Source organism: Pseudohongiella nitratireducens (assembly GCF_001642735.1).
Classification (GTDB): Bacteria; Pseudomonadota; Gammaproteobacteria; order Pseudomonadales; family Pseudohongiellaceae; genus Pseudohongiella; species Pseudohongiella nitratireducens.
In genome coordinates this window covers 78475-101906 of sequence record NZ_LWHM01000001.1, presented here as the reverse complement: position 1 = coordinate 101906, position 23432 = coordinate 78475, and the positions used below count along the sequence as shown (strand labels likewise).

Annotated in this window: 27 protein-coding genes; 16 read left to right on the top strand and 11 right to left on the bottom strand. The window is 52.5% G+C overall.

Annotated elements, in window-relative coordinates:
• Positions 1 to 18 precede the first annotated feature (18 nt).
• The 9 genes from nrdR (at position 19) to ribA (ending at position 6798) form a co-directional block, all read left to right on the top strand.
• Entirely contained in the window at positions 19 to 471 is a 453-nt protein-coding gene (gene nrdR, locus PSCS_RS00500) for a transcriptional regulator NrdR (RefSeq protein WP_068809835.1), read from the top strand.
• Positions 472 to 585: 114 nt separating this feature from the next.
• The gene (gene ribD, locus PSCS_RS00495; RefSeq protein ID WP_317621773.1) at positions 586 to 1683 is read left to right on the top strand and encodes a bifunctional diaminohydroxyphosphoribosylaminopyrimidine deaminase/5-amino-6-(5-phosphoribosylamino)uracil reductase RibD; all 1098 of its coding nucleotides are present in this window, start codon (positions 586 to 588) and stop codon (positions 1681 to 1683) included.
• 65 nt (positions 1684 to 1748) lie between these two features.
• On the top strand, positions 1749 to 2402 hold the full coding sequence (locus PSCS_RS00490; RefSeq protein ID WP_068809833.1) for a riboflavin synthase: 654 nt from the start codon (positions 1749 to 1751) through the stop codon (positions 2400 to 2402).
• A 58-nt stretch (positions 2403 to 2460) separates the two neighbouring features.
• A complete protein-coding gene (gene ribBA / locus PSCS_RS00485; RefSeq protein WP_068809832.1) occupies positions 2461 to 3588 on the top strand; it encodes a bifunctional 3,4-dihydroxy-2-butanone-4-phosphate synthase/GTP cyclohydrolase II in 1128 nt (375 codons plus the stop codon).
• Between the two features lie 48 nt (positions 3589 to 3636).
• Positions 3637 to 4104, top strand: coding sequence for a 6,7-dimethyl-8-ribityllumazine synthase (gene ribH, locus PSCS_RS00480; RefSeq protein ID WP_082866717.1), 468 nt, complete (start codon positions 3637 to 3639; stop codon positions 4102 to 4104).
• 3 nt (positions 4105 to 4107) lie between these two features.
• Entirely contained in the window at positions 4108 to 4623 is a 516-nt protein-coding gene (nusB, locus tag PSCS_RS00475; RefSeq protein WP_308426183.1) for a transcription antitermination factor NusB, read from the top strand.
• Complete coding sequence (gene thiL, locus PSCS_RS00470; protein ID WP_068809830.1) at positions 4610 to 5617, top strand: thiamine-phosphate kinase; 1008 nt, start codon at positions 4610 to 4612, stop codon at positions 5615 to 5617. The genes nusB and thiL overlap by 14 nt, the downstream gene beginning before the upstream one ends.
• A gap of 27 nt (positions 5618 to 5644) precedes the next feature.
• Positions 5645 to 6118 (top strand): phosphatidylglycerophosphatase A family protein, encoded by a 474-nt coding sequence (locus PSCS_RS00465; RefSeq protein ID WP_068809829.1) that lies wholly within the window; start codon positions 5645 to 5647, stop codon positions 6116 to 6118.
• An 89-nt stretch (positions 6119 to 6207) separates the two neighbouring features.
• Positions 6208 to 6798: a GTP cyclohydrolase II gene (gene ribA / locus PSCS_RS00460; protein WP_068809828.1), complete on the top strand. Its 591-nt coding sequence runs from the start codon at positions 6208 to 6210 to the stop codon at positions 6796 to 6798.
• A 3-nt stretch (positions 6799 to 6801) separates the two neighbouring features.
• Here the strand turns inward: ribA and PSCS_RS00455 are convergent, their stop codons facing one another.
• The 5 genes from PSCS_RS00455 to PSCS_RS00435 all read right to left on the bottom strand — a co-directional run bounded on the left by PSCS_RS00455 (position 6802) and on the right by PSCS_RS00435 (position 11534).
• The gene (locus PSCS_RS00455; RefSeq protein ID WP_082866704.1) at positions 6802 to 7719 is read right to left on the bottom strand and encodes a cobalamin-binding protein; all 918 of its coding nucleotides are present in this window, start codon (positions 7717 to 7719) and stop codon (positions 6802 to 6804) included.
• Positions 7720 to 7733: 14 nt separating this feature from the next.
• Positions 7734 to 8345, bottom strand: coding sequence for a cob(I)yrinic acid a,c-diamide adenosyltransferase (cobO, locus tag PSCS_RS00450; RefSeq protein WP_068809827.1), 612 nt, complete (start codon positions 8343 to 8345; stop codon positions 7734 to 7736).
• Positions 8346 to 8366: 21 nt separating this feature from the next.
• A complete protein-coding gene (dxs, locus tag PSCS_RS00445; protein ID WP_068809826.1) occupies positions 8367 to 10268 on the bottom strand; it encodes a 1-deoxy-D-xylulose-5-phosphate synthase in 1902 nt (633 codons plus the stop codon).
• A 68-nt stretch (positions 10269 to 10336) separates the two neighbouring features.
• Positions 10337 to 11239, bottom strand: coding sequence for a (2E,6E)-farnesyl diphosphate synthase (gene ispA, locus PSCS_RS00440; protein WP_068809825.1), 903 nt, complete (start codon positions 11237 to 11239; stop codon positions 10337 to 10339).
• A 49-nt stretch (positions 11240 to 11288) separates the two neighbouring features.
• Positions 11289 to 11534: an exodeoxyribonuclease VII small subunit gene (locus PSCS_RS00435; protein ID WP_068809824.1), complete on the bottom strand. Its 246-nt coding sequence runs from the start codon at positions 11532 to 11534 to the stop codon at positions 11289 to 11291.
• Positions 11535 to 11727: 193 nt separating this feature from the next.
• On the opposite strand from PSCS_RS00435, the gene PSCS_RS00430 reads away from it, so the two are divergent.
• From PSCS_RS00430 to PSCS_RS00415, 4 genes are all read left to right on the top strand, one after another.
• Complete coding sequence (locus tag PSCS_RS00430) at positions 11728 to 12828, top strand: glycosyltransferase family protein (protein WP_068809823.1); 1101 nt, start codon at positions 11728 to 11730, stop codon at positions 12826 to 12828.
• Positions 12829 to 12888: 60 nt separating this feature from the next.
• Entirely contained in the window at positions 12889 to 13584 is a 696-nt protein-coding gene (locus tag PSCS_RS00425) for a 2OG-Fe(II) oxygenase (protein ID WP_068809822.1), read from the top strand.
• 124 nt (positions 13585 to 13708) lie between these two features.
• Positions 13709 to 14668, top strand: coding sequence for a hypothetical protein (locus tag PSCS_RS00420; protein WP_068809821.1), 960 nt, complete (start codon positions 13709 to 13711; stop codon positions 14666 to 14668).
• Positions 14669 to 14832: 164 nt separating this feature from the next.
• A complete protein-coding gene (locus PSCS_RS00415) occupies positions 14833 to 15279 on the top strand; it encodes a DUF6152 family protein (protein WP_068809820.1) in 447 nt (148 codons plus the stop codon).
• Between the two features lie 372 nt (positions 15280 to 15651).
• Here the strand turns inward: PSCS_RS00415 and PSCS_RS00410 are convergent, their stop codons facing one another.
• From PSCS_RS00410 to PSCS_RS00400, 3 genes are read right to left on the bottom strand one after another with little or no spacing between them, the layout of a single operon-like run.
• Positions 15652 to 16230 carry a hypothetical protein gene (locus PSCS_RS00410; RefSeq protein WP_068809819.1) on the bottom strand — a complete coding sequence of 193 codons (579 nt, stop codon included), beginning with the start codon at positions 16228 to 16230 and terminating at the stop codon, positions 15652 to 15654.
• A 31-nt stretch (positions 16231 to 16261) separates the two neighbouring features.
• Entirely contained in the window at positions 16262 to 16999 is a 738-nt protein-coding gene (locus PSCS_RS00405) for a HupE/UreJ family protein (protein ID WP_082866706.1), read from the bottom strand.
• 27 nt (positions 17000 to 17026) lie between these two features.
• Positions 17027 to 17536 carry a hypothetical protein gene (locus PSCS_RS00400; RefSeq protein ID WP_068809818.1) on the bottom strand — a complete coding sequence of 170 codons (510 nt, stop codon included), beginning with the start codon at positions 17534 to 17536 and terminating at the stop codon, positions 17027 to 17029.
• Positions 17537 to 17756: 220 nt separating this feature from the next.
• Here PSCS_RS00400 and PSCS_RS00395 point away from each other — a divergent pair, with 220 nt between their 5' ends.
• Genes PSCS_RS00395 through PSCS_RS00385 form a run of 3 tightly spaced genes read left to right on the top strand, consistent with a single transcriptional unit; the run spans position 17757 to position 21582 of the window.
• Positions 17757 to 18785 carry a Fe(3+) ABC transporter substrate-binding protein gene (locus PSCS_RS00395; RefSeq protein ID WP_068809817.1) on the top strand — a complete coding sequence of 343 codons (1029 nt, stop codon included), beginning with the start codon at positions 17757 to 17759 and terminating at the stop codon, positions 18783 to 18785.
• 18 nt (positions 18786 to 18803) lie between these two features.
• Complete coding sequence (locus PSCS_RS00390; protein WP_317621766.1) at positions 18804 to 20522, top strand: ABC transporter permease; 1719 nt, start codon at positions 18804 to 18806, stop codon at positions 20520 to 20522.
• Positions 20515 to 21582 (top strand): ABC transporter ATP-binding protein, encoded by a 1068-nt coding sequence (locus tag PSCS_RS00385; protein ID WP_397387138.1) that lies wholly within the window; start codon positions 20515 to 20517, stop codon positions 21580 to 21582. Before PSCS_RS00390 ends, PSCS_RS00385 begins: the two co-directional genes overlap by 8 nt.
• Positions 21583 to 21592: 10 nt before the next feature.
• Here PSCS_RS00385 and PSCS_RS00380 read toward each other — a convergent pair whose 3' ends face one another.
• Genes PSCS_RS00380 through PSCS_RS00375 form a run of 3 tightly spaced genes read right to left on the bottom strand, consistent with a single transcriptional unit; the run spans position 21593 to position 23346 of the window.
• A complete protein-coding gene (locus PSCS_RS00380) occupies positions 21593 to 22354 on the bottom strand; it encodes a VC0807 family protein (protein WP_229694591.1) in 762 nt (253 codons plus the stop codon).
• Positions 22355 to 22378: 24 nt separating this feature from the next.
• The gene (locus PSCS_RS16370; protein ID WP_397387137.1) at positions 22379 to 22483 is read right to left on the bottom strand and encodes a hypothetical protein; all 105 of its coding nucleotides are present in this window, start codon (positions 22481 to 22483) and stop codon (positions 22379 to 22381) included.
• The gene (locus tag PSCS_RS00375) at positions 22468 to 23346 is read right to left on the bottom strand and encodes a helix-turn-helix domain-containing protein (RefSeq protein WP_157885572.1); all 879 of its coding nucleotides are present in this window, start codon (positions 23344 to 23346) and stop codon (positions 22468 to 22470) included. The genes PSCS_RS16370 and PSCS_RS00375 overlap by 16 nt, the downstream gene beginning before the upstream one ends.
• Positions 23347 to 23432 lie beyond the last annotated feature (86 nt).

Genomic DNA, 23432 nt, shown 5'->3' with positions numbered 1-23432 from the left:
TTCGGAGGCATTTTTAGTATGCATTGTCCTTTTTGCGGTGCGCTTGACACGAAAGTGATTGACTCACGCCTGGTTGCCGAAGGTGACCAGGTTCGTCGTCGGCGCGAGTGCATCACTTGCGCCGAGCGGTTCACCACTTACGAAACGGCTGAACTGGTCATGCCGCGCATCATTAAGCAAAATGGCAATCGCGAACCTTTTGATGAGCCCAAACTGAAATCAGGTTTGATGAAGGCGCTGGAGAAGCGGCCGGTCAGCATTGAGAGTGTTGAGTCGGCCGTGAACCGCATCAAACATAATATTCGCGCCACCGGCGAGCGCGAAGTCAATTCACGATTACTGGGTGAAGAGGTAATGAAAGAACTGCGTCAACTGGACGAAGTGGCCTTTGTTCGCTTTGCCTCGGTCTATCGCAGTTTTAAAGATCTCAACGAGTTTCGCGCCGAAATTGATCGGCTCTCACAAGAATAAGACCAGCCCGGTCACTTTGCTCCGTCGCGATGCGCGAATGCAGTGAGCAGTGCGTGTACATCAAATCCCGGATATTGAAATCAGGAGTGCTTAACAGTGACGTCAGAGCAAATGATGCAACGTGCTGTGACATTGGCGCAATCAGTATTAAGTGCGACCCCCAACCCTCGTGTTGGCTGTGTACTGGCGCATGATGATCGCATCGTTGGTGAGGGATATCATGTTCGGGCCGGAGAGGCGCATGCTGAGGTCAATGCCATTCGCGATGCTGGCGATGAAGCCAGAGGTGCGACGGCCTATGTCACCCTGGAACCTTGTTCCCATACCGGTAAGACCCCACCCTGTGTGGATGCCCTGATTGCAGCTGGTATAGCCAAAGTGGTGTATGGCAGCGAGGATCCTAATCCAAAAGTGGCCGGGCAGGGCCTGCAAAAGTTGCGTGAAGCCAGCATTGAGGTTGAAGGCCCGGTGCTGGAAAAACAATGTCGACAGATTAACCGGGGATTTATCAAGCGCATGACGCAGGGTATGCCCTGGGTGAGTTGCAAGATGGCGATGAGCCTTGATGGCCGGACCGCCATGGCATCTGGAGAAAGCAAGTGGATCACTGGTGCTGATGCCCGTGCTGACGTGCAGCGCATGCGAGCCAGTCACTGTGCAGTGGTTACCGGTGTCAATACGATTTTAAGTGATGATCCGGGTCTTAATGTTCGCGAGGAAGAGCTTCCGGAGGAGTTTCGGGCGTTATACACCGGGCGCCAACCGTTGCGGGTCATACTGGACTCCGCCTTGCGCACACCGCCGGACTCACGATTAATTGGTTTGCCGGGACAAACCGTGTTTTTGACAAGACAGCCACACCAGCAGCAAAAAGATCGTTTTGCGGGTGTTGATGTAGACATCCACGAACTGCCTTCGACACCGGCTAATCGACTTGATCTGGCCGTAGCGATGGCCTTTCTCGCGGAAAAGTACCAGTGCAATGAGGTCATGCTTGAGGCTGGGCCGACCTTGAGTGGCGCTGCCATCCAGGCCGGCATTGTTGATGAAGTGGTTATCTATATTGGCCCACGTTTCCTGGGCAGTGATGCGTTGCCGTTGTTCCACCTGCCGGGGATACAGCGAATGCAGGATCACATCGCGTTACATTTGAGTGACATGAGAATGATTGGCGAGGACTTTTGTATCTCGGCGCGAATTAAATCCGTCTAGGTACAGAATGTAGATTGGGTGTCTGCAAGTCAGTTAACTGAAAATTGCGGGGCCGGGAGAATAGAATGTTTACAGGAATCATTGAAGCAACAGGCACAGTCGCTGATTTCAAACTTAAAGGTCAGCAATGGCAGTTGGTGGTCAACTGCCCCGGGCTGGATATGTCCGATGTTCAGCTGGGTGACAGTATTGCCGTGAATGGTTGCTGCCTGACAGTTACATCATTTGATAGCAGTCATTTTGTTGCCGATGTGTCGAATGAAACGATCGACCTGACATCCTTTGGGCAACTGGCAGCAGGTTCTCTGGTGAATCTGGAGAAAGCACTGACACCCCGGACGCGGCTGGGCGGACATTTGGTCAGCGGCCATGTGGATGGGTTGGGTGAGTTACTGTCCAAAGCGCCAGATGGTGACAGTGAGCGCCTGGTTTTTCGCGTCCCTGACCCGCTGGCGAAATATATATCATCAAAAGGATCGATTTGTATCGACGGGACGAGCCTGACCGTGAACGCAGTGGATGGCGCCTGTTTCAGTGTTAATATCATTCCTCACACGCAGCAGGAAACGATTATTCATCGCTATCAGGTCGGTCAGCATGTCAACATCGAAGTCGATCAGATAGCACGTTACCTTGAGCGGCTAATGCTCGGTGACGATGCCGCTAAACCCAGCACGGCGCTGGATGAGGACTTTTTACGCAAGCACGGATTTGCCTGACACGCCAACCCGGTTGGCCAATTGTGAACTGATGAAAAACAGGAATGCAGCGAACATTATGAAACTCAATACCATTGAAGAACTGGTCGAAGACATTCGTCAGGGCAAGATGGTCATCCTGATGGATGACGAGGATCGGGAAAATGAAGGAGACCTGGTCATTGCGGCAGAGAAGGTTTCTGCCAGCGATATCAATTTCATGGCGCGTTATGCCCGTGGCCTGGTTTGCCTGACATTAACACGTGAACGCTGTGAACAGCTGGCCTTGCCACTCATGGTCAGTCGCAATAATACACCGTATAACACTAACTTTACCGTGTCTATCGAGGCGGCAACCGGTGTGACAACGGGGATTTCAGCGGCTGATCGTGCCAAGACCATTCAGGACGCGGTAAAACGCGATGCCAAGCCGGAGGACATTGTCCAGCCTGGTCACGTGTTCCCGATTATGGCGCAGCCCGGTGGTGTACTGCGCCGTGCCGGGCATACCGAGGCAGGGTGTGACCTGGCTCGCCTGGCTGGATTTGAACCCTCAGCCGCCATTGTTGAAATCATGAATGAAGACGGCACCATGGCACGCCGGCCGGATCTGGAAAAGTTTGCCGAAGAGCACGGTATTAAAATTGGTACCATTGTTGATCTGATTCACTACCGTATCGCCAATGAGCATACTGTAGAACAGAAAAGCCAGCAAACGGTCATGACAGAATATGGTGAATTTGAGTTACATACTTTTGAAGATACGATTTCAGGTGGTACTCATCTGGCCTTCACCAAAGGTGAAATCTCCCAGGATGAGCCCACCCTGGTTCGCGTGCATATTGCCAGCACGCTGCGCGATGTCTGTAACGTGATTGTCCCTGGCCGAACCAGTTGGTCATTCAGTCGTGCCCTGGCAAAGATAGCCAAAGTAGGCGCCGGTGTGGCCGTGCTGCTTAGCGGTGAAGATTACGACGAGGATATCAATGAGAGTATTGCGGGTGTGATGAATTCCCGCAAAGCCATCCCTCGCCGTCATCGTAATGCAGGCAGTGATGTCACCATTGGTACCGGGTCGCAGATTCTGCGCGAGCTTGGCGTAGGCAAAATGCGCTTGCTGAGCTACCCCGCCAAGTTTAATGCGGTAACTGGCTTTGATCTGGAAGTGACTGAGTTTGTTCAGTACGAAGAACCAGCTAAAGATTGATGTTGAGATTAGGGTCAGGAATGACCAGGAGGATAAGACGTGAGTGAGATTAAACGCATTGAAGGAGAACTGGTTGCCGGTAAAGGACGGTACGTTCTGGTTGTTGGCCGTTTCAATTCATTTATCGTAGAGAAACTGGTCGAAGGTGCGATCGACACACTGCAGCGCCACGGTGTTGCTGCAAAGGATATTTCTGTTGTCATGGCACCGGGTGCATTTGAACTGCCTGTGTTAACCAAGCACGTTGTTGCCAAAGGCGACTGCGATGCGGTTATCGCGCTGGGTGCAGTGATTCGTGGCGGCACGCCTCACTTTGAGTACGTTGCCGGTGAGTGTGTTAAAGGTTTGAGCCACGTCAGCCTTGAGTCAGGTGTCCCTGTGGCCTTTGGTGTGCTGACAGTTGATACCATTGAGCAGGCGATTGAGCGTGCTGGTACAAAAGCGGGCAATAAAGGCTCGGAAGCTGCCCTCGGCGCCCTGGAAATGGTTAATGTACTAGCCAAGCTGGGAGCCTGACAGGTGATTGAAATACCCGGAACAAGTGGTGCGCTGCCTGATAACGCAGAAGCAGTAGAAGAGGAACTGGAAAAAGCGGCCAGCAAAAAGCCCAGGAAGCTGAGCGAGCGTCAGAAAGCCCGGCGTATGTTGCTACAGGCACTTTATCAGTGGGAAATGGCGAAAGCCCCCGTGAATGAAATCATGGCGGAGTATCTAGTTTACTATAAGGGCAAGATCGATCGTGATTTCTTTAAGGAAGTGTTTCCCGAGGTCGTCAAACATGCCGCTGAACTCGACACCATGATGGTGCCACTGCTGGATCGGGAGCTCAAAGATATTGATCCTGTAGAAATATCACTGATGCGTCTGGGGCTGTACGAACTGGCCCACCGGATCGATGTGCCCTATAAAGTGGTAATCAATGAATCAGTTGAGTTAGCGAAAGTGTTTGGTGCCACCGATAGTCACAAGTACATAAACGGTGTACTGGATAGGGCATCGAAAACCTTACGGACGCTAGAGCGTGGCAATTCCTGAATTTGAACTGATCCGTCGCTACTTCAGCAGTGCCTGGCAGCAGGCACCAGTCCCGGAGCTTTGTCTGGGGCCTGGTGATGATGCTGCGATACTGCAGATGTCAGCCACTGACCAATTACTGGTCAGTGTGGATACACTGAATGTCGGTGTGCACTTTTTGCCAGACAGCCCGCCTGAACGCCTTGCACAAAGATGCCTGCGCGTAAATATCAGTGACCTGGCAGCAATGGGCGGGGAGCCAGTGGGATTTACGCTGGCCTTGTCACTCCCTGACGTTGACAGTGAGTGGCTGGCAGGATTCAGCCAGGGTTTGGCAGCGGCGGCCAGAGAGGCAAAGTGCCCGCTGATTGGTGGAGACACCACACACGGTCCGCTCTCAATGACTATTCAGGTGCTTGGTAAAGTCCCGGCAGGTCAGGCCATTCGGCGGGATGGTGCGCAAGTCGGTGACCTGATTTACGTAACAGGTACGCTGGGTGATGCCGCAGCAGCTTTGCAGGTGATGCAAGCAGGAAGTGCGCAGCTATCAAGTGAGAATGTAGATATATTGCTACGCGCGTTTTACGAGCCGACCATGCGGATTGAGGCAGCCATGCAGTTGCGTGGGCTGGCGACAGCTGGATTGGATCTGTCAGATGGGCTTATCTCTGACTTGCGGCATATTCTTACGGCGAGTTCAGCCCGGTCCCGGAGCAATCTGGGAGCTGAAGTAAACGTTTCTGCACTACCTGTGTCCTCCGCATTTAAACAGGTTTTCCCTGAGTTTCAGCAGCAGGTTGAGAGAGCTGTCAGCGGTGGAGATGATTACCAGCTTTGTGTCACGGTTCCGGCTGAGAAAGCGCGCCAGGCGGAGTCACTGATGGCAGATTTGTCGGTACCTTTTTCTCGGATCGGGGAAATTGTGACCGGGGAAGGTATACAATTTCACAATGAGCAAAATGAGGCGGTGTTGATCCATACACAGGGGTATCAGCATTTCGCCGACAGTGTCTGACCATCGTAAAAGGATTGGTGAATTAACATGGTAACAACGCCGCGCTCAGTCTGGCGAAATCCCATCCATTTTCTGGCTTTTGGCCTGGGCAGTGGTGCGGTACCAAAAGCCCCCGGCACTTTTGGCACCCTGGCAGGTTTGTTGATTTATCTTTGCCTGCCAGCAATGTCGCCGATGAGCTATGTGGCGTTTATCGCGGTGATGTTACTGCTTGGGATATGGTTGTGTGGCAAAACCGCCGACGATATCGGTGTTCACGATCATGGTGGCATTGTCTGGGATGAGTTTGTCGGTATCTGGCTGACACTCTGGTTGATACCCGAAGGCTGGCTCTGGCTGTGCCTGGCATTTGTACTGTTCAGGATTTTTGATATCGCCAAGCCCTGGCCAATAGGCTGGCTGGACAGGAAACTCGGTGGTGGATTGGGTATTATGATGGATGATGTGCTGGCAGGTGCATTTGCCTGGATTTGTTTGCAGGTGCTGGCATTATTCATCTAAAAGGTATGGTGCCGATTTTAGCCACGCACAGATGGCAGGCCGAGTATTGAATATGAGCGTAGGGTGAGAGAGTAAGGTGAGAGTGTAGGGTGAGAATCAAGTTTATCGCAACAGCGAAATTACCAAGTGCCTGGGGGGAGTTTTCCATTCATGGCTTTGAAGATCTGGTGACCGGCAAAGAGCATGTCGTTTTGTCCATGGGTGATCTGTCGGCAGACGAGCCGGTACTGGCTCGTGTGCACTCCGAATGTCTGACAGGGGATGCGTTGTTCAGTTTGCGCTGTGATTGCGGTCCGCAACTTCAGTATGCCATGCAAAAGATTGCGGAAGAGGGGCGAGGCATGATTCTGTATCTTCGTCAGGAAGGTCGCGGTATTGGGCTACTCAATAAGATTCGTGCTTACTCACTGCAGGATCAGGGTGCCGACACGGTCGAGGCCAATGTGAAGCTGGGCTTTGAACCGGATGGTCGTGAATACGACATCTGCAAACCCATGCTCGAGCATTTTGGTGTCCAGTCACTTCGGTTGATGACCAATAACCCTAGAAAGGTAGATGCACTTCAGTCTCTGGGTATCAATGTGGTTGAACGTTTGCCCATTGAAACCGGACAGAACTCGCATAATGAAAGTTACCTGGCAGTCAAAATGAGCAAACTCGGTCATCTGTTTGAGAAGTAGCGCTTATCTGGCCTGATCAATCAGCTGGCACATTTGCTCCAGACCCTGCAGTGCACGCATGCTGTGACGTTGCACGTGATCTGGCGGAAGCGAGTAGAGGTGATTGGCTTGCACGGCCGGGATGGATGGCCATTGCTTCCACAGGTCCAGCCATTCAGGACGTTCCGGGCTGGCGCCACTGGCGAGTATAACCTGGGGGCGACGGGTAATAATGTCTTCAAGATTGACTGCCGGGCCGACTGGCAGATCCGCAAAAATATTTTCTCCGCCACATAATGACACCATGTCATTGATCAGTTCGCCTCCCCCGACGCTGATAATCGGGTTGTGCCAGACCTGGTAAAAAACGCTGATCGGTTCAGCATCGCTATATGTGCTCTGGTATTGGGTAACAGCGTTGTTGATAGTGGCGCTGAGTGCTGAGGCGCGTTCGCTACGACCAGTTAAGGTGCCCAGTCTGTTCAGTGTTCCGGCAATACTTTGCACGGTAGAGGGCTCTGCGGTGTATACCGGGTACCCCATCTCCTGTAATTGCTGTACTGCTCCGCGCGGGTTGCCACTTTGCCAGGAAATGATCAAGTCGGGTTGCAAGGAGAGAATACGCTCAATGTCCAGACGATCATAACGTCCGACGATGGGAAGGGCCTGTGCGGCTTCCGGAAAGTTACTGTATTCCACAACACCCACAATATTTTCACCGGCACCCAAGCTGAACAGCAGTTCAGTCATCGATGGCGCCAGGCTAATGATGCGCGTTGCAGGCTCTGTTAAAGTCACCGTTATGTCGCGGTCATCAATGACTGTTAGTGGCATCTGGCTGGATTGAGGTTGGGCCAGGGCAGCACTGGACAAAACGCTGACGCACAGCATTGTCAGAGAATTCTGTGTCTGCCTGATAAATGCAGAGATGTTGTGCTTCATGTGCCCTCGGGGCCTCAGTAATCAATGCCTGGCTGAACTTTGATGCCAGCATTAAAGGCGTGCTTGGTGTCTTGCACTTCGCTGACGGTATCGGCCAGTTCCATGAGTGCCTGGCTGGCATTGCGGCCGGTGATAATCACATGCTGGCCTTCAGGGCGGTTGCGCAGACAATCGAGTACGCGCGAGGCGTCCAGATAACCGTAAGTCAGCATGTAAGTCAGCTCGTCGAGTAACACAACATTGACAGCGTTATCCTGCAATAGCTTTTCTGCCTGCTGCCAGGTTGATTCAGCTGCAGCAATATCCGCTTCCCTGTCCTGCGTTTCCCAGGTAAACCCCGTGTTCATGACATGAAAACTGACCAGCGGATGGTCCTGAAACAGCAATTGCTCACCGCACTCCCACTGACCTTTGATAAATTGCACAACGCCACAGCGAAGGCCGTGGCCGACACTTCTGGCCAGCATGCCGAAGGCCGAGGAGCTTTTTCCTTTACCGTTGCCCGTCAACACAACTATCAGGCCCTTATCAATCGTTGCGTTAGCGATGCGCTCATCGACATGCGCTTTTTTGCGCTGCATGGCGCGTTTGTGTCGGGCATTGCGTGCTTCACTGGACTGCGTCATGTTAGGGAGAGGCCTGTATGTTTAGCTGACTTTCAGCTGAATGTTACAACGGGACAGCTTGTCTTTAACGGCTGTGACAATGCCTTCTGAATCCAGGCCAACATCAGACAGCATCTGTGGCGGTTTGCCATGCGGCAGGTACTGATCCGGCAGGCCAATATTGAGGACCGGTATGAGCACATCGCGGCGTTGCAGGAACTCATTGACCGCAGACCCGGCACCACCCATGACGGTGTTTTCCTCTACCGTTACCAGGATCTGGTGCTGGTTGGCCATCTCTTCGATCATTTCTTCATCCAGTGGCTTGATAAAGCGCATGTCGATGACGGTGGCATTCAACGATTCAGCTGCTTTCTGCGCAGGCTCGACCATACTGCCGAATGCCAGCAGCGCGACCGCTTTGCCCTGGCGTTTGAGACGTGCCTTGCCAATTGGCAGCTGTGTCATCTGTTCATTGATCACAGCGCCAGGACCTTTGCCGCGAGGGTAACGAACTGCTGCCGGTCCCCGGTGGTGATAGCCGGTGTATAGCATCTGGCGGCACTCGTCTTCATTGCTTGGTGCCATGACGATCATATTGGGGATGCAGCGCAGGTAGCTCAGGTCAAAGCTGCCAGCGTGTGTGGGTCCGTCTTCGCCGACCAGGCCAGCCCGGTCGATGGCGAACAATACGTCCAGGTTCTGCAGGGCGACATCATGGATAAGCTGATCGTAAGCGCGCTGTAAAAAAGTCGAGTAAATGGCAACCACAGGCTTTACACCATCGCAGGCCATGCCGGCAGCAAACGTCACGGCATGTTGTTCGGCGATGGCAACATCGAAAAAGCGCTCAGGGTACTTGGCGGCAAAATCGTCCATGCCTGATCCGGCGCTCATTGCCGGGGTGATGGCGACCATGTCCTTATCCGATTCGGCCAGATCGCAAAGCCATTGGCCGAAGACCTTGGAGTAGGTTGGCGTGCTTGGCTGGATGTCCTTGGGTTTTCGGGGTTCGGCTTCGATTTTGCTGAGTGCATGCATGCCGAAAGGATCATTCTCGGAAGCTTTATAGCCTTTGCCTTTTTGCGTGACGATATGCAGCAACTGTGGGCCGCGTAACTTTTTGATGTTACCCAGCACTTCGATCAGGCGATCAGTGTCGTGGCCATCAACCAGGCCGATATAATTAAAACCGATTTCTTCGAACAGCGTTCCCGGTGACACCATACCTTTCATGTATTCTTCGGCGCGATGGGCGGCTTTAAGAGCTGGCGGGATACGGGACAGCACGCGTTTGCTGCCACTGCGGATAAAGTTATAGGGGCGGCTGGCCCACATTCTGGCGAAATAGCTCGACAAACCGCCCACATTGTTGGAAATGGACATGTTGTTGTCGTTGAGTATCACCAGTACATTGTCATCCAGCTCACCAGCATGGTTAAGTGCCTCAAATGCCATGCCGGCCGTCATCGCGCCATCGCCGATGACGGCAATCACCTGTCGGTCTTGGTCAGTATGGCGTGCCGCCACTTTCATGCCCAGCGCCGCACTGATCGACGTGCTCGAATGGCCAACCCCGAATGCATCGTATTGACTTTCATCCCGGCTGGGGAATGCGGCCAGACCACCGGCCTGCCGCATGGTCAGCATCTGTTCCCGGCGTCCGGTGAGAATCTTGTGCGGATAAGACTGGTGCCCGACATCCCAGATCAGTCTGTCGTCCGGGGTGTCAAAGATATAGTGTAGTGCTATGGTCAGTTCGACAACGCCCAGCCCAGCACCGAAATGACCGCCTGTCTGGCCAACCGAATACAACAGGAAGTTTCGCAGCTCCCTGGCCAGGTCGCTAAACAGATCCGGATCCATCTTTTTCAGGTCGTCAGGCGACTGTATTTGATCCAGTAAAGGTGTCGCTGGGCGAGTTAGTGGTATTTCAGTAAGCATGTACGTTGGTGCCCGAATTCTCTTCGTAGCAAAAGGCTACGGTAATCGTTACAGGAGTCGTCGTCAAATCAGTACAACCGCCCGGTAATGTAATCCGCCAGTGCGGCCAGATACCGGGTATCTCCGTCTATCTGGTCGAGGTGGCCGTGTGCATCTTCAATCAGCCGGCTGGCCTTCAATTTCGCTTCGTCCAGCCCAAGCAGGCTGACATAGGTTGGCTTGTTGAGTGCCTGGTCTGCCCCTTGCTGTTTACCCAGCGTTGCCGTGTCGCCGGTGACATCCAGAATGTCATCCTGAACCTGAAATGCCAGTCCGATACAGCCAGCAAAGCCGCGCAGGTGAGATAATATGGATTCGTCTACACATGCTGCGCTTAGTGCACCCAGTTCTACACTGGCCATGATCAACGCCCCTGTTTTCAGACGGTGCATGTTTTCCAGTGCAGGCAGCTTGATTGGCTGTCCCACAGAAGCAAGGTCGATGGCTTGTCCTGCCACCATGCCATGGCAGCCACCTGCACGGGTCAGACACTGCAGCATGCGCAGGCGGACACTCTCACTGTACCGTGAGGATTCGCTCAGAATTTGGAATGCCAGCGCCTGCATGGCGTCCCCGGCCAGGATCGCAGTTGCTTCATCGTAGGCAACATGCAACGTGGGCTGCCCTCGTCTGAGGTCGTCATTATCCATGGCCGGCAAGTCGTCATGAATCAGGGAGTAGCAGTGCAGAAGCTCAATGGCGGCGGCGGCATCGTCGCCGTATTCGATCGTCTGGCCGGTTGCCAGGGCTGAGGCGTAAACCAGGCAGGGACGGAGTCTTTTGCCACCTAATAGCGCGCTATAGCGCATGGCGGATACCAGTGTTTCCGGCATGACAGTGAGGCTGTCCAGATGGGAAGCCATTGCCTTGTCACAGCGGTCACGGCATTCGGCCATGAATGGGGAAAGGGAATCTTGCTGTAGCTGCGTCATGTTCCTGTCAGATAAACCGGTTAGCTTGCGGGTTGGATAAATTAGCGTGTCAGTTTGACCCGGACTCAGGGTCCAGTGGCTCTAACACCGGTTCGCCATCTTCAGCCTCACTGAGCTTCTGTACTTTCAACTCAGCCTGCTGAAGGGCCTGCTGGCATTGGCGGGTCAGTTTAATACCTGATTCAAAGGCATTCAGAGACTCTTCCAGTGACAGGTCCCCGTCTTCCATCTGGCTGACCAGGGTTTCCAGTTCAGCCAGGGCGGTCTCAAAATTGTCCGGTGACTTTTCCGACATCCTGATCTCCAATAATCAGAGGCACTAATAAAATAAGCGGCACTTAAAGAGCGAATTATCGGCGTTAATGCTCACGATAGCAATTGCAGGGGATCTAATCAGAAAGTAATAAGACGGAAAATTAACATGAATGTCACATATGTTACGTATAGTCGTATGAAATTGCTGACAATCTGCTATCTGGGAGATGCACATGAGTCGAGTGTTGTACGGGGTATCCGGCGAGGGATCTGGGCATTCTTCGCGTGCGCTGGAAATAGGTCGTTATCTGCAGTCACAAGGCCATGAAGTGCATGTGGTGAGTTATGATCGCGGTCTGCGCAACCTGGCTCCGCATTTTACTGTCTCGGAAATTGAAGGCCTGCATATTTGCAGTGAAAACAACCGGGTCAGGCCTTTGAAGACGATCTGGCATAATCTCTGCCGCAGTCGTTCAGCCATTCGCAAGCTTAGAGCCTTGTCGAATTTGTTTGATTCGTTTCAACCTGACGTGGTGCTGACGGACTTTGAACCCAGCGCAGCCTGGATGGCACGCTGGAAAGGAGTGCCGCTGATCAGTGTCGATAACCAGCATCGTATGCGGTATATGAAAATTGTATCGCCATGGCGCCTGGCACTTTCCCGGCTGATTACATCGACAGTCATCCGTTTTATGATTCCACCACCCGATGCGGCACTGGCGACCACGTACTTTTTCGGGCCGGTAAAAAATGACCGTACCTTTCTGTTTCCTCCGATATTGCGACGGGAGGTGCTATCCCGGCAGGCATCACTGGAATCGCATCATCTGGTGTATGTAACCAATCACTTCGATCACCTGTTGACGGTGTTGACGCAATTTCCTGATCAGCGCTTTATTGTTTACGGCAGCAACCGCACTGGCCAGGAAGGTAACCTGACGTTCAAGGGGTTTAGTGCAGAGGGCTTTCTGGCAGATCTGGAGAGTTGTCAGTCGGTGATAGGCACGGCAGGCTTTACCTTGATCAGCGAAGCGATTTATCTGGGTAAACCTTACCTGTCGTTACCCATGCACGGCCAGTTTGAGCAACAGCTGAATGCGTTGTGCCTGGAAGAGCTGGGGTTTGGGGTTAATGCCAGGCAAATGACACCAAGGGTGCTGGGCGAGTTCTTAAGGAAATTGCCAGTCATGCGAGAACGTGTCGAAGACTATGCCGCTGAGCATCGTATAGAAGACCCGGAAACTGCAAATGCGGAGATATGCAGGAAACTGGAAGAGCAAATCGAGTTACTGACTGCCCCAAAAGTTTCCGGTCATAAATACTTGCGCAGGTGACCGCACAGCCGCATAATTTGCAGCCCTCACCTGGAAGGGGCATATGCGGAGAAACCTGTCATGCCTGCCTTAAGTCTTACCTCATGCGCTGGCGCCGATTCGGCGGTCAGTGACGACAATCCGTATTTTGCAAAAATAGCTGATGATCTGGCGAACCGGTCCTGGTCTGTCATCAATGCTGCCTTGCCACCTGATATGAGCCTGGGGTTGTTATCTTCAATTCAGCAACATAATGAGGCTGAATTTACTGAAGCGGGGACCGGACGAAGTCGCGATCACCAGATTAACCCGTTTGTCAGACGTGACCGGATTCGTTGGATTAACGGGGAAAACCTGACCGAGCAGGCCTGGCTGGAGTGGGCGAGCAGCCTGCAGCATTATCTGAATCGCAGGCTGTTTCTGGGCCTTTTTTCGTTTGAGTCTCATTATGCTCATTATGGCTCGGGTGATTTCTATAAGAAGCATGTCGATGCGTTCCGGCCCAACGGGATTGAGCGAGGGGCCAGAAGAGAGGTATCGCTGGTGACGTATCTGAATCCGGCCTGGCAGCCTGAAGACGGTGGTGAATTGCTGATTTATGATGCCAGCGGACAAGAGGTTGTTGAGCGGGTGCTGCCCAGGCAAGGTACTGTGGTCGTCTTTCTCAGCACAGAAGTGCCCCATGAAGTGCTGCCTGCAAAAAGGGACAGGTATAGTATCGCGGGATGGTTTCGTTTGAATGGCAGTCAGGAAGACCGGCCTGATCCACCCAGTTAAGTGTCATTCGTCCCAGGAATACGCATGTTGTCGAACGATTGTTCTTGGGAGCCTTGACAGTAAAATAGCGAAGTGTTTATATCAGTGACAGATTCAGATTGAGTGATTGGGGATACGAAAAAGCATGGAAAACAACGTATTAAGAACAATAAAAAATACTGTAAATGCGTTAAATCTCCTGCCGTTGGTTGTGATTGGCAGCCTTGCAGGGCTGGCGGCTTGTGCGCCTGACAACATGTCTGCGCAAACGGGTGACGCCATGGAAGCTGCTGACACGGACATGAACAGTGATGGTGGTATTCCTCGCCGGGTAGATGGCAAGCCAGATATGAATGGTATCTGGCAGGTTATGTCCAATGCCAATAACAACCTGGAGCCGGCTGCACCGAAATCTGCCTTTGCTCTGGTGCCTGGCGATTTTGTTCCTGTTCCCGCGCCGGAAGTGGTCGCCATGGGCGCTGTTGGTGCTGTGCCAGCCAGTCAGGGCGTGATTACGACCAATGATGGTTATATACCCTACAAGCCCGAAGCGCTGGCTCAGCGTGATGAAAACCGCGAAAACTGGCTGACCAGTGATCCGGAAATCAAATGCTTTATGCCCGGCGTGCCGCGTGCGACCTACCTGCCCCATCCATTCCAGATTTTCCAAAGCGATAGCGCTTTCTTTATTGCCTATTCATTTGCCGGTGCGGTCAGGAATGTGTTTCTTGAAGATCCCGGTGAGCCTCCACTGGACTCATGGATGGGACAATCTTACGGTTATTGGGAAGGCGATACTTTCGTTGTTGAAGTAACAGGGCTGCTGGATTCCACCTGGTATGACCGTGCCGGTAATTATCGCTCCTGGGAATCCACGGTGGTAGAGCGTTATACCATGACGGGGGAAAATGTCATTCAGTACGAAGCCACCATCACTGATCCTCAGCTTTATACTGAGCCTTGGACAATCAGTATGCCGATTTATCGTCGCCTGGAGGAGGGCTTTGAACTGCCTCAATTCAAGTGTGTCGAGTTTGTGGAAGAGCTGATGTATGGCAGCTTCCGTAAAGGGGAGCCTATCGAAGACATGAGAATGCCATTCTGATAGGGCTTTTCGATTGAACATCGTCCAGCGACTCCCAGGCTGAGATAGACAGACACAGGCACTCGTTAGGATGGCTGGATTCAGGTTTAGTTAAGAATTACTATAGCATTATATGATTGACACGATTTAAAACGAAGATTTCACGAAATAAGGGGTGATAAGGCATGAAAATGAAATTGTTCGCGGCAGCAGTTGCCGTAATCGGCGGCGCCGCTGCAATGACCGTAAATACGCCAGCAACGGCTCACCATGCGTTTTCAGCAGAGTTCGATGCCGATTTGCCAGTCGCACTACGTGGTCCGATCACACGCGTTGAGTGGATTAACCCGCACTCCTGGATTCATCTGGATCACCAGACTGAAGATGGCAGCACACAAGCCTGGATGGCAGAAGGTGGTACGCCTAATACATTACTGCGTCGTGGCATCACGCGTAACTCACTGCAGATCGGCACCGAGATTGTGGTGACCGGTTACCAGAGTAAAGACCAACTGTGCTCACCAGCCTGCCGAGCCAATGGCCGTGATATTACTTTCCCGGATGGCCGCAAACTCTTCATGGGCTCATCAGGTACCGGCGCACCAGATGATGGTTCAGATCCAACAGAGTAAGCGCTCTCAAACCGGGCCAATAAAGCAAAAACCCCGGCCGTAAATAAAATGCCCCAGAGCAACCCTCCGGGGCATTTTTGTTTGTGCTCCCAGCACAGCAAGCATGGCACAAGGTCAGGGCACCATAGATCAGGTGGCAGACAGTAAGACCGCGTCTAGCACATCGGGACGTCGCTCGAAAAAGCGGGCGGACTGTCTGAAGCCTCGTGCTGAGTTTCCGCCCGCCGAGCGCCGTCCCGATGTGCTGCGGTCGTTTGCCACCTGATCTATGGTGCCCTGACTCGCTCCTCTGGCGAGTTTTCGGCTGCCGGGTGAGAGGCGCTAGGCAGTGGTCGGCTGAGGTGCGTGAAATGATACCCTGACCGCTCATACTCAATTCCCAAAAACAGCCTCTGGCGCCGAGGTAGTCGACCCACCACTACGAAATTCAGTCGCATCAATGAAGAAGCCAGCGGCATGAATCCGTAATACCACTGTTTCCAGTGTTCGGTTCTCCCAGAACCAGCCGTGCAGGCCAATGAAGGGGGCAGTGTATACGCCCATACCGTTTTGAGCCTCTTCCTCTATGCGGAAGCTGGCTTCGCCACCGTTCTCCGTCCCCGTGTTCTCAGCATGCATGTCTACATATAAAGGGCCGCTGGACTCCCAACTGAAGACCATGCCACTACCTGCGTCCAGTCGGTATTTGTATTCCAGTGACTGGAAAGGCTCGAGAATCAGCTCGACCTCATCTGTCTTGTGAGGAACTAGATGCGGCTGGTAGGCCGCTACTGTTTCACTATTGAGCGCATCCAGACCCAGTAATGCCCCGGTTCCCAGTGGGTCGCGGTCAAATTCCGCTGGCAGGACGACGGCAATGAAGATCACCAGCGCGAGGACAAATGCGCCAGTGCTGGCGATGGCAATTTTCCGGACTCTTTCCGGGCTTTTGTTGCTGCGGGTGGTTGTCATTTAATCGTCCTCAACTTTCATCGTGCCGATGTTAAACCGCAATCAATCCGTTGCCGATTTGTATCAGCAGGAAAATAAAACCTGCACACATAATCACCGTATTACTGGCAAAGGCATAGCGCTCGAAAGTGCTTTGGCGTCGCAGCAGCGTAAACAGTAAAAATAGTAAGCTCAGCGCGAGCAACTGGCCAATCTCCACCCCAATATTAAAGCTCAGCAGATTGATAAGCAGCCCGTCTTCCGCTGGTGCCATGGCTTGCAGGCTGGTGGCCAGTCCCAGGCCGTGGAATAGGCCAAAGACAAAAACCGCGACGCGGCTGTCCGGCTTCCAACGACCGAGGCCGTCGAGCCCGCCCATGTTTTCAAGGGCTTTATACACTACGGAGAGGGCGATGATTCCGTCAATCAGGACTTCGCTGACATGCCAGTTCGCGGCGACAGCCAGGATCAGGGTCAGGCTGTGACCAACGGCAAACAGGGTGACAAACTGTACGACGTGTTTCAGGTGGCGTAAAAAGAATATGACGCCAGCCAGATACAGGATATGGTCATATCCGGTGATCATGTGCTTGGCACCGAGGTAGATAAATGGTGCTATAGCCGCGCCACTGTTGTTGCCGACGAAGTTGGCGTCTCCGCCGGTCAAGTCATGAGCTGTAGCCGACCCGCAAAACAAAAACAGCCCAAACATCATCAGAACCCCGCCAAGCCACCGCAGGGTTTCGTGCGCTCGGGAAAAACGGGTGGTCGGAGCTAAAAAAATCTTCATATCAATGAACCGGGCAGGATCTTAACTTCAAAATCTAGACACAATATCCGGGTTGTACGCTTGGTGGCAGGCTGTACAGACGCTATAAATTTGTGCGCCTGCCTGGAAAAAATCCTCCTCGTTCTGGGTCTCGCTGGCTTGCATGGCACGCAGTCCAACGTCGCTTAATGCCTGGGCATACGTGCTCCAGGGGCCCTCCTGTACACGCCCAGGGAGCAAGAGGGTATTGCCGGCCTCGACAATCATGGCGCTGAAGTTTTCTACCCGTTGCCAACCTTCGTCATCAGTGGGGTATAACTCGTAATAGCCTTCAAACTTGTCGTTGATCCACCCGGCAGAACCCCAGAGCTCATCAGCTGTCGGCTCCAGTACATGAGCCATGTACTCAGACATGCTCAAGGTCAGGTTGTAGTCGCCAGCGGTTGTTGACGGATGATTGTCTGCATTTTCCGAGCCACCACTACAAGCCGCGAGTGTGGACAGGGTTAAGAATGTCATGAGGAGAGATGGGGTAGGAAAGCGGCAAGTAAACTTCATGCGTTATTATCCTTTTCATTGGTTCGGGGCGCCTGATGTACGCATTATGTCACAGTTGGTGGTCGTGCAAAGGGCAACTAGCGGCGACTAAGGTTCTATCTGTCTTATCTTTTTGCGATATTCACTGGATATTCATTGAAAGTATAAATGAGAGCAATTATCATTTGTTCTCAGGAATCATACGTTCTCAGATACATGAATCAGCTGCCGGGAGGCGACCATGCGAAAAGTATTATCTGGCTTGTTTACACTTACCATTATGGTGCTTGCAACCTTATCTGGTCAGCAAGCCAGTGCAGCTGAAGTGAATGTCTATTCGGCACGGGAAGAAAACCTGATCAAGCCTCTGCTTGACCGCTTTTCGGATGAAACCGGTATTCGTGTCAATCTGATTACGGCTGGCGCAGATGAACTGACCACCCGTATGGAACTGGAAGGAGCCAACTCACCGGCTGATGTGTTGTTGACGGTTGATGTCGGGCGTTTGTGGCGTGCCAAAGAAGCCGATTTGCTCCAGTCTGTCGATTCAGATGTGTTGATGCGACAAGTGCCCAGTCAATACCGGGACTCTGATAATCAGTGGTTTGCCGCCTCATTGCGCTCACGGGTTATTGTGTATGACAAAGAGCGCGTCGACCCGTCTGAGCTCTCTACTTATGAAGCACTGGCAGATCCAAAATGGCGAGGCGATATTTGCGTGCGATCCTCTTCCAATATTTATAACCAGTCACTGGTCGCATCACTGGTATCACATAATGGTCTGGATGATACCCAGCAATGGGCGCAGAGTCTGGTAGAGAATTTTGCTCGCTCCCCTCAGGGTGGTGACCGTGACCAGATTGCAGCCGTGGCTATTGGACAGTGCCAGTTGGCGCTAGTTAATACTTACTACTTTGCCGGCATGATTAACTCAACGATGGACGATCAGCGTGAGCAGGCCTCACGTGTTGCCGTGTTCTGGCCAAACCAGGAAGGTCGTGGTGCGCATATCAACATCAGTGGCGCCGCTGTTGCCCGACATGCTCCCAACCGTCAGGAAGCTGTACAGCTGATGGAATACCTGGTTAGCGATGAGGCGCAGGAGTGGTATGCTGAAACCAATAATGAATACCCTGTACGAGAAGGCGTGCCGGTGAGTGATACGCTCGCCTCCTGGGGGGCTTTCAAGGCGGATGACCTTGCTTTGGAACAGTTAGGTATCCATAATGCCGAAGCCGTGCGACTGATGGACAGAGCCGGCTGGAGATAGTCCTTAGCTGGTTTTATTTTGAGCCTACCGCAATCAATTCGAGATACCCCGCGCGGGTATCTCCCTTCTGGTATTAACGCCCGACATATCACGCTGGCTGGCATCCTATTGCTGTGCCTGCTGCTTAGTACGCCTGTGTTGACGGTGTTCTCCTCCATTGGCCAGGATAGTGATGGTGCCTGGCAGCATCTTGCGGATACGTTGCTCTGGTCCTATATCGGTCAGTCCCTGTTATTGATGCTGGGTGTTGCCCTGCTGGTGCTGCTTATTGGTGTGGCTCCGGCCTGGCTGGTAACCATGACGCGCTTTCCCGGTAGCCGAATACTGGAGTGGGCACTGGTCCTGCCGCTGGCCATGCCTGCCTATATTATTGCTTACACCTATACCGGCATGCTGGATGTTACCGGGCCGGTACAGGGATTTATTCGCGAGACCTTCGACCTGCGTTTTGGGGATTACTGGTTTCCCAGTATCCGTTCCAGCGGAGGGGCCATGACAATGCTGGCGCTGGTTCTCTACCCCTATGTCTATCTGTTATCCCGTACCGCTTTTCTTGAGCAATCCGTGTGTGTGCTGGAAGTATCCAGAACCCTGGGCGCTTCGCCGTGGCGCTCATTCAGCCGGGTAGCCGTGCCATTGGCCCGGCCCGCTATTTTTGCCGGGTTGTCGCTGGTGCTGATGGAAACGCTGGCTGATTACGGCACGGTGCAATATTTTGGCCTGTCGACATTCACAACCGGCATCTTCCGGACCTGGTTTGGTATGGGCAGCGCTCCTGCTGCCGCCCAGCTATCCGCCGTGTTACTGATCTTTATTTTCTGTCTGGTGATAGGGGAGCAATGGTCGCGTTCGCGGTCGCGTTACCACCACACCAGTAGCAAGTACTCACAACTTCCCAGGCCAAGACTGCGTGGCTGGAAATGCTGGGCGGCGATGATCTATTGCGGCTTACCTGTTTTGCTGGGGTTTGTGATTCCGTTTTTGCAACTCGCCTGGTGGGCATGGGATACACGCGCCCTGGTCGACTTCAGCAATTTTGGTGAGTTGATGTGGAACAGCCTGAAGCTGGCGTTTATCGCTGCATTGATCGCATTGGGTCTGGGGTTGTTTATCAGTTATTCAAAGCGGTTGCAGCCAGGATTGGCTATGCGCTCGTCCGTCCGGGTATTGGGGTTGGGATATGCTGTACCGGGCACGGTGATTGCGGTCGGTGTGCTGATACCTTTCACCTGGCTGGACAATACATTCGATGCCTGGATGCAGGCGCAGTTCGGTATCTCGACCGGGCTGCTTCTAAGTGGCAGTTTGACAGCACTGGTCTTTGCGTACGTAGTGCGCTTTTTGCCGGTATCCATGAACACAATTGATGCCGGACTGGGCAAGATCAAGCCAACCATGGATGATGCCGGGCGCTCCATGGGGATGGGGTCATGGCAAATCCTGCGGCGAATCCATGTGCCCATGTTACGAACCAGCTTGCTGACTGCCACCTTGCTGGTGTTTGTTGATGTGTTGAAGGAGTTGCCTGCAACCTTGATATTGCGGCCCTTTAATTTCAACACCCTGGCTATTCGCACGTATGAGCTGGCCAATCAGGAACGGTTGACGGAGGCAGCAGCCTCCGCACTGATGATTGTACTGGCGGGTATTATCCCCGTCATACTGATCAGCTTGTCGATTTCATCATCCCGTCCCGGAAAATCGTCTGAGAAAGAGAAGCGTCATGACAATCGATAGGACCAAGGCCCTTGAGCTAAATAATATTTCGGTGTCACTCGGCGGGACTGCAATTGTGCACGATATCAGCCTGCAGCTGGAAACAGGAGATATCGGTTGTTTGCTGGGCCCCAGTGGCTGTGGCAAAACAACATTGTTACGCGCCATCGCCGGTTTTGAGTCAGTGACTCAGGGACAGATACAGATTGTTGGCAATGCGGTCAGTGAGCCAGGCAAGCTTTTACCCGTAGAAAAGCGCCAGGTAGGCATGGTTTTCCAGGATTATGCGTTATTTCCCCATTTAAGTATCAAGGACAACATATCCTTCGGCCTGCAGGGCTGGACGCGCTCTGCCAAGCGGAAACGCGTCAATGAACTGGCTGCCATGTTGCATATAGATGATTTATTGGATGCCTACCCTCACCGGTTGTCTGGTGGGCAGCAGCAACGTGTGGCAATCGCCAGGGCAATGGCGCCCCGGCCGCGCATTTTGTTATTGGACGAGCCTTTTGCCAGTCTGGATGTGGAGTTACGAGAGCAAATCGCAGCAGAGATTCGGCAAATCCTGAAAGCTGATGGCATTACAACCATTCTTGTCAGCCATAATCAGCTGGAAGCGTTTGCCATGGCTGATGTGATAGGCGTGATGCGTAGCGGTAAACTGATGCAGTGGGGAGATGCCTTTGCCCTTTATCACGAACCCGTCTCAGCGTACGTCGCCAATTTTATCGGTGAGGGCGTTTTTCTACCCGGCACGGTTCTGGATAATGGAGATATCAGCACTGAATTGGGGATCTTGTCCGGTACTTCCGATACGGTGACTTCTGCAAAGATCCCAGAAGCCGGACAACGAAAGTCTGTACTGGTGAGACCGGATGATGTGCTGCATGATGATGACAGTGAATTTACTGCCAAAGTTGTTAGTAAAGCCTTCCGTGGTGCGGCTTACCTTTATACGCTGGCCTTACCCAGTGGTGTGCAGATCCTGAGCCTGGTTCCCAGTCACCATAATCATGATGTGGATAGCCATATCGGCATTAAGCTGGATATGGATCACCTGGTAACTTTTCCCCAAGCCTGACAAGGCTGAATTAACCGGCATCGACTAAAAAACTTTCCAGTTTCTTGCCCGTTAATCGGTGTATCTGCGAGAACACAAACCAGATGGCGATTAGCAAAACGATCATACTGGGGATGGCGATAACCGGGTAACTTAAGGCCGTCATGCGACCTAACTGCTCACTGAATTCTGAAGTTCCAGGAGCCGCAGTCAGTATCATGCGAGCCAGCACATAATTAAGCACCGATGACAGAAAGAACGATGAAGCCACAATCCAGGAAGCCTGGGAGAGGCGTCGATCAAACAAGGCGGTGTTACCTTTAGTGGAAAGCGCGGTATGGAGTGCATCCACGCGAATCAGCTGGGCATTAAGTATCAGCACGCGAACCAGGGGGTATTTGGTAAACTGACTGCCTAGCACCGCCAGGCCAATGGCACCAGGCACAGCAGCCTCTTTAATGGCTATGTACTGAGGATCAAGCTCCAGTAAGCTAATGCCTCCGGTCAAAAATACGCTGATTACCCCGATGACTGAAAAGGCGTTAACTTTGCCTGACTCTCTCAAGTCCCACAGTCCGTAGGCTATGGGAAATGCCAGCGCCACTACGATGCTCCAGCTTGGCCCCAGGCTGTCCTCGCCGCTGAACCGGCTCAGCACAATCACCGGAATCAGAATGTTAAAAGCCAGATTGCCGAGAAAACCGCCTCGTTTTTGTGGTGTAACCGGTTGATCCAGTTCGGTCTGAATTTCCGGGTCGGACTGTTTTGACTGCGTCTGATTTTCCGAACTCATATCACTGATTTCCTGTTTGCTTCTCTAGCTGCGGTACTGGCGTTGTGTTTTCCCGGGCGTCTCTCCGAAATGGTCGCGATAGGCTATAGCGAAATTACTGACGTGATTATAGCCTACTGCGGCAGCAATAGCTTTGATAGGGCATCGGTTTCACTGATTTGCTGGTGAGCTTTCAACATCCGCTGGTTACGCACATATTCATTAATATTCTGGTTATGCATGTGATTGAAAAGCGAGTTCAACCGGTTTTTGCTGATCGAAAAATGACTGGCAATATCTTCGCCGGGTAATTTGTCGCCCAAATTGTGGGTGATGAAATTGGTGATATCTTCAATCAGCTCTGATTCACGGAAGGTCGGTTCAAAGGCGTCTTTATCTGCGGGCAGGATATTTTCGATTATCTGCGCAAAGATGCCCATCGATAACCCCTCCAGCATGAGCATGTTCGCTTTGTTATTGGCCGCAATAGGAAATACATCGGCACAAAGGCGTCGTAACCGTGGTGTGATGTTAACAGGAAGCACCTGTGATGCCTGCGTGGGCGAGCTTCTGGATAGATGTAACAGCGCCTCTGGAAGATCCTGCACCCGTTCGCTTAACTGGCCTATCTCAAAGGAAACTCCGATATGGCGAATAATTTGCTTGGGTGGCAGCAGAATCCGGGTGTCTGTTTCACTCAGTCGGAAAATCAGGCCGGTGTCTGGATCCGTGCTGTGAAGGTGTTGATCCGGTGTGAGTAATTGCGATTCGCCGCTGAGGTGGATTTGGCTGCAGATCAAATTGCGCAGTTCGTTCGGGTCAGATGCCGCATCAATTTCGCAGCGCTTCTCGACGTTGAGCTCCGAACGATAAAGTGTCACGCCGCTGGGGAATGGCAACATCTGCAATCGGCCAATGCCAGCGCCGTTAGGTAGGGGGAAATCAGGGGCTTCGAAATTCCATTGTGACCTGTGGATGGAGTTTGATGCTTTCTTCCTCTGATTTTGGCTCACTAGTATCCCGGTTGTTTTGCACTTTGAGGCCGATATTTTTGCTTATCCATAATATTGGGCAAAATTCATAATTTTTGCAAATTGTC